This window comes from Nevskiales bacterium (assembly GCA_035574475.1).
In the GTDB taxonomy this organism is placed as follows: Bacteria; Pseudomonadota; Gammaproteobacteria; order Nevskiales; family DATLYR01; genus DATLYR01.
This window is the reverse complement of the sequence record DATLYR010000216.1, coordinates 1-4576: the sequence shown is the minus strand read 5'-3', so window position 1 is coordinate 4576 and position 4576 is coordinate 1. Positions and strand designations below refer to the sequence as shown.

Here is a 4576-nt window from a genome sequence, read left to right as displayed (position 1 = left end):
CCCGATCATCCACTACTCGGTCGAGTGGTGGTACACGCTGCACCAGGGGCCGATCCTGGCCAACCCGACCAGGCCCACGGTTCACCCTGACATGCTGTGGCCGTTATTATTGATGGCGCTGGCCTTCAACCTGCTGTACTTCACCTTGGTGCTGCTGCGCATGCGCTCGGAGCTGCTGGATCGCGAGCGGGGCAGCCGCTGGGTGGAGGATGTGCTGCAATGAACCTTGCCGAATTACTCGATCCCGCCGGCCATGGCCCTTATATCCTCGCGAGCTACGGCCTGACCTTCGTCGTGTTGCTGTGGAATGTGATTGCACCGCTGCTGCGTGATCGCCGGCTGCGGCGCGAGATCCGCGACGAGATCCGCGCCCGGAAGGCGGCGCCATGACCCGGCGGCAGAAACGCATGCTGCTGCTGGCCGTGCTGGCAGCGGGACTGGCCGGGGCGACGGCGCTGATGCTCAGCGCCTTCGAGGAGAACCTGCTGTATTTCTACGACCCCACCCAGGTGGCCGCCGGTGAGGTACCGCCAGGCGCGCGCTTCCGCGTCGGCGGCCTGGTCGAGGCCGGCAGCGTCCAGCGCGAAGCCGGCAGCCTGCGCGTACGTTTCGTGGTCGCTGACTGTGCCAACCGCTTGGCGGTGGAATACACCGGCATCCTGCCCGACCTGTTCCGTGAGGGGCAGGGCATCGTCGTGCACGGCCGATTGGACGGGCAGGGCGTATTCCAGGCCGACGAGGTGCTGGCCAAGCACGACGAGAACTACATGCCGCCGGAGGTCGTGGCGAGCCTCAACAAAAGCCCCGGCCAGCCCTGCATGCCGGTACGCATGCGGAAGTCGCCGTGATCCCTGAACTCGGTCATTACGCGCTGGTGCTGGCCCTGTGTCTGGCGCTGGTTCAGGCGCTGGTGCCATTCGCCGGCCTGCTGCGCCGCGAGCCGCAGTGGCTGGCGCTGGCCCAGCCCGCGGCGGTCGGGCAGTTCGTCTTCATTCTGCTGGCCTTTGCGGTGCTGACCCATGCCTTCGTGGTCAACGACTTCAGCGTTGCCTACGTGGCGCAGAACTCGAACACCCAGCTGCCCCTGATGTACCGCATCGCCGCCGTCTGGGGCGCGCACGAGGGCTCGCTGCTGCTGTGGGTGCTGATGCTGGCCACCTGGACGCTGGCGGTGGCAGTGTTCAGTCGCAGCCTGCCGACGGACGTGCGCGCCACCGTGCTGGCGGTCATGGGCGCCATCAGCGTCGGCTTTTTGCTGTTCATGCTGCTGACCTCGAACCCCTACGAGCGGCTGTTCCCGGCGGCGCAGGAGGGACGCGACCTCAACCCGCTGCTGCAGGATCCCGGCCTCATCATCCATCCGCCGATGCTGTACATGGGCTACGTCGGCTTCTCGGTGGCCTTCGCCTTTGCCATCGCCGCCCTGGTCAGCGGCAAGCTGGACACCGCCTGGACGCGCTGGACCCGCCCCTGGACAACCAGCGCCTGGCTGTTCCTGACCTTCGGCATCACGCTGGGCAGCTGGTGGGCCTATCGCGAGCTGGGCTGGGGCGGCTGGTGGTTCTGGGATCCGGTCGAGAATGCCTCCTTCATGCCCTGGCTGGTCGGCACGGCGCTGATCCATTCGCTCGCGGTGACCGAAAAGCGTGGCGTGTTCAAGAGCTGGACCGTGCTGCTGGCGATCACCGTGTTCTCGCTGTCGCTGCTCGGCACCTTCCTGGTGCGCTCCGGCGTGCTGGTCTCGGTGCATGCGTTTGCGACCGATCCGGCACGCGGCGTCTTCATCCTCATCTTCATGGGCATCGTCATCGGCAGCTCGCTGCTGCTGTATGCCTGGCGTGCGCCGCAGTTCAGCGCCGGCGCCGAGGTGCGGTTGCTGTCGCGCGAAGGCCTGCTGCTGCTGAACAACGTGTTCCTGGTCGTCGCCGCGGCGGCGGTGTTCATGGGCACGCTTTATCCCCTGGTGATCGATGCGCTCAAGCTCGGCAAGATCTCGGTCGGCCCGCCGTATTTCAACACCGTATTCGTGCCCTTGACGCTGCCGCTGGTGCTGCTGGTCGGATTCGCCGCGGCCATGCGCTGGAAGCAGAACCGCATCTGGCCCTTGCTGCGCCGCGTGGCATACGCGGCGCCGCTGGCGCTCCTGCTGGGTTCGGTTTTCCCGTGGCTGGCGATACGCAGCGGCAGCGTCATGGTCTGCGCGGCGCTGGTGCTCGCGTTCTGGGCCATGCTCACCGCGGTGGCGGACGTCCTGCGCTGGGCGCGCAGCAGCGCGGGCCGCGTGCCGGCCGGCGTATGGGGCATGAACCTGGCCCATTTCGGCCTCGGTGTGTTCGTGCTGGGCGTGACTCTGACCTCGGCCTACAGCGTCGAGCGCGACGTGCGCCTGCAGCCGGGTGAGAGCGCCTCCATCGGCCGCTTCGAGTACCGCTTCGATGGCGTACGCGAGGAGACCGGCCCCAACTACGACGCCCAGGTCGGTCTGGTCAGCCTGATGCGGGATGGGCAGAGCATCGCCACCGTGCGCGCGGAAAAGCGCCTGTACCGCGCGCAGGGCAGCGTGATGACCGATGCCGGCGTGCATGCGCGCCTGCACCGCGACCTCTACGTGGCGCTGGGCGAACCCCTCGACGGCGAGGCCTGGAGCCTGCGCCTGTACTACAAGCCCTATGTGCGCTGCATCTGGCTGGGCGGGCTGTTGATGGTGCTGGGCGGCGTGCTCGCGGTCAGCGATCGCCGCTACCGCCTGCGTGTACGGCTGCGCGAGTCCCGTGCCGGCACAGCCCCGGCATTGGCCACCGGAGGCTGACATGCGCTGGCGTTATCTGCTGCCCTTGCTGATCGTAGCGCTGCTGTTCGCGCTGCTGGCGGTCGGCCTGACGCTCGACCCGCGCCGCGTGCCTTCGCCCTTGATCGGCAAGCCGGCGCCGGCCTTCACGCTGCCGCGCCTGTCGGATCCGCAGCAGACCGTTTCCGCGATCGACTGGCACGGCGAGGTCTGCCTGGTGAACGTCTGGGCCAGCTGGTGTGCCAGCTGTCGCGACGAGCACCCGCTGCTGCTGGAGCTGGCCCGGCAGGCCGAAGTACCCATTTACGGGCTCAATTACAAGGATCAGTGGGACGAAGCGCTGGCCTGGCTGGCGCGTTTCGGCAATCCCTATCGGGACAGCGTCTTCGATGCGGAAGGGCGTGCGGGCCTCGACTGGGGCGTGTATGGCGTGCCGGAAACCTTCGTCCTGGATAAGCAGGGACGCATCCGTCACAAGCACATCGGTGCGATCACGCATCAGGACCTCGAGCAGACCTTGCTGCCGCTGGTCCGTCAGCTACAGCAGGAGCCCGGCTGATGCGCGCGTTCCTGATCGGTCTGCTGCTGGCGTTTCCGGCCTGGGCGGACATGTCGGGCTTTACACCGCACGAGGAGGCCCGCTATCAGCGGCTGATCGGCCAGCTGCGCTGCCTCGTGTGCCAGAACCAGACCATCGCCGAATCCAACGCGCCACTGGCGCAGGATCTGCGCAACCAGGTGCAGACGCTCATGCGGCAGGGCAGGAGCGATGCCGAAATCCTGCAGTACCTGACCGAGCGCTACGGTGACTTCGTGCTCTACCGGCCGCCGCTCAAGCGCAGCACATGGCTTTTGTGGGGCGGGCCCTTCCTGCTGCTGGCGCTGGCCCTGCTGATTGCCGCGCTGGTGCTGCGCCACCGTCGCGTAGCGCCACCACCGGCGGTCGATGACGAGGCCCTGCGCCGCATACTCGAGGATCGCGAGTCGTGATGCCGGTTCTGTTCTGGGGCCTGCTCGCGGGCATGACGCTGGCTGCGCTGGCTTTCCTGCTGCTGCCCTTGTGGCGCGGCCGCGGCGCCGCCGAAATCAGCCGGCGTGAGCTCAACATCGCCCTGTACCGCGAGCGCCTGCAGGAACTCGAGCATGCGCTGGCCGCCGGCGAGACCAGCATCGAGGAAGCGACGGCCGCACGTGCCGAGCTCGACGCCCGCCTGCTGGCGGACGTCGGTTCCGCATCCAGCGGGCCGCTTGCGGCCGACGGGCCCGGCCGGCGTCGCGCCCTCGCTCTGGTGCTGGCGACCGCGCTGCCGGCGCTGGCACTCGGGCTGTACCTGCATACCAGTGACTGGCAGCTGGCGCTGGTCGGCGACGGCCCCCAGGCCGTGCCGCTGCTGCTGCAGCGCCTGGAGCGTCATCTGGAGGAACAGCCTGAAGATGCAGCCGGCTGGCGGCTGCTGGCGCGTACCCGTGCGGACCTGCGCGACTACGGACAGGCCGCGGCGGCGTATGCGCGGCTCAATGCGCTGGCACCGACTGCCGAGACCCTGGTCGCCGAGGCCGAGGCCGTCGCCCTGCGAGACGGTGGCAATCTGCAGGGTCGGCCGCTGAACCTGATCGAGCAGGCCCTGCGGCAGGATCCGCAGTATGGCCGCGCGCTGTGGTATGCGGGGCTGGCCGCGCGCCAGCGCGGAGACGACCGCGCCGCGCTGCAGTACTGGAATACGCTCGCGGCGCAGGAGCTGCCGGCCGAGATTCGTCGCCTGCTGGAAGCCCAGATCGTGCAGGCGG

7 protein-coding genes are annotated in these 4576 nt (G+C 68.4%); all 7 read left to right on the top strand.

Annotation, left to right across the window (positions count from 1 at the left end; all coding sequences use genetic code 11):
• On the top strand, window positions 1-223 hold a 223-nt coding region (locus tag VNJ47_13030; GenBank protein HXG29757.1), incomplete at its 5' end, for a heme ABC transporter permease.
• Entirely contained in the window at window positions 220-390 is a 171-nt protein-coding gene (ccmD, locus tag VNJ47_13025) for a heme exporter protein CcmD (GenBank protein ID HXG29756.1), read from the top strand. The genes VNJ47_13030 and ccmD, both read left to right, overlap by 4 nt.
• Window positions 387-848: a cytochrome c maturation protein CcmE gene (gene ccmE, locus VNJ47_13020; protein HXG29755.1), complete on the top strand. Its 462-nt coding sequence runs from the start codon at window positions 387-389 to the stop codon at window positions 846-848. The genes ccmD and ccmE overlap by 4 nt, the downstream gene beginning before the upstream one ends.
• Window positions 845-2809 (top strand): heme lyase CcmF/NrfE family subunit, encoded by a 1965-nt coding sequence (locus VNJ47_13015; protein HXG29754.1) that lies wholly within the window; start codon window positions 845-847, stop codon window positions 2807-2809. Before ccmE ends, VNJ47_13015 begins: the two co-directional genes overlap by 4 nt.
• A gap of 1 nt (window position 2810) precedes the next feature.
• Window positions 2811-3347, top strand: a complete 537-nt coding sequence (locus tag VNJ47_13010) for a DsbE family thiol:disulfide interchange protein (protein HXG29753.1) — start codon at window positions 2811-2813, stop codon at window positions 3345-3347.
• Window positions 3347-3778, top strand: a complete 432-nt coding sequence (locus tag VNJ47_13005; GenBank protein HXG29752.1) for a cytochrome c-type biogenesis protein — start codon at window positions 3347-3349, stop codon at window positions 3776-3778. Before VNJ47_13010 ends, VNJ47_13005 begins: the two co-directional genes overlap by 1 nt.
• Window positions 3778-4576, top strand: a 799-nt coding sequence (ccmI, locus tag VNJ47_13000; GenBank protein ID HXG29751.1) for a c-type cytochrome biogenesis protein CcmI, incomplete at its 3' end; no start/stop codon positions are given. The genes VNJ47_13005 and ccmI, both read left to right, overlap by 1 nt.

What these genes read in the sequence shown, in the direction of transcription:
- ccmD (HXG29756.1), top strand. Translation starts at nt 220, where the DNA reads ATGAACCTTGCCGAATTACTCGATCCCGCCGGCCATGGCCCTTATATC.
- ccmE (HXG29755.1), top strand. Translation starts at nt 387, where the DNA reads ATGACCCGGCGGCAGAAACGCATGCTGCTGCTGGCCGTGCTGGCAGCG.
- VNJ47_13010 (HXG29753.1), top strand. Translation starts at nt 2,811, where the DNA reads ATGCGCTGGCGTTATCTGCTGCCCTTGCTGATCGTAGCGCTGCTGTTC.
- VNJ47_13005 (HXG29752.1), top strand. Translation starts at nt 3,347, where the DNA reads ATGCGCGCGTTCCTGATCGGTCTGCTGCTGGCGTTTCCGGCCTGGGCG.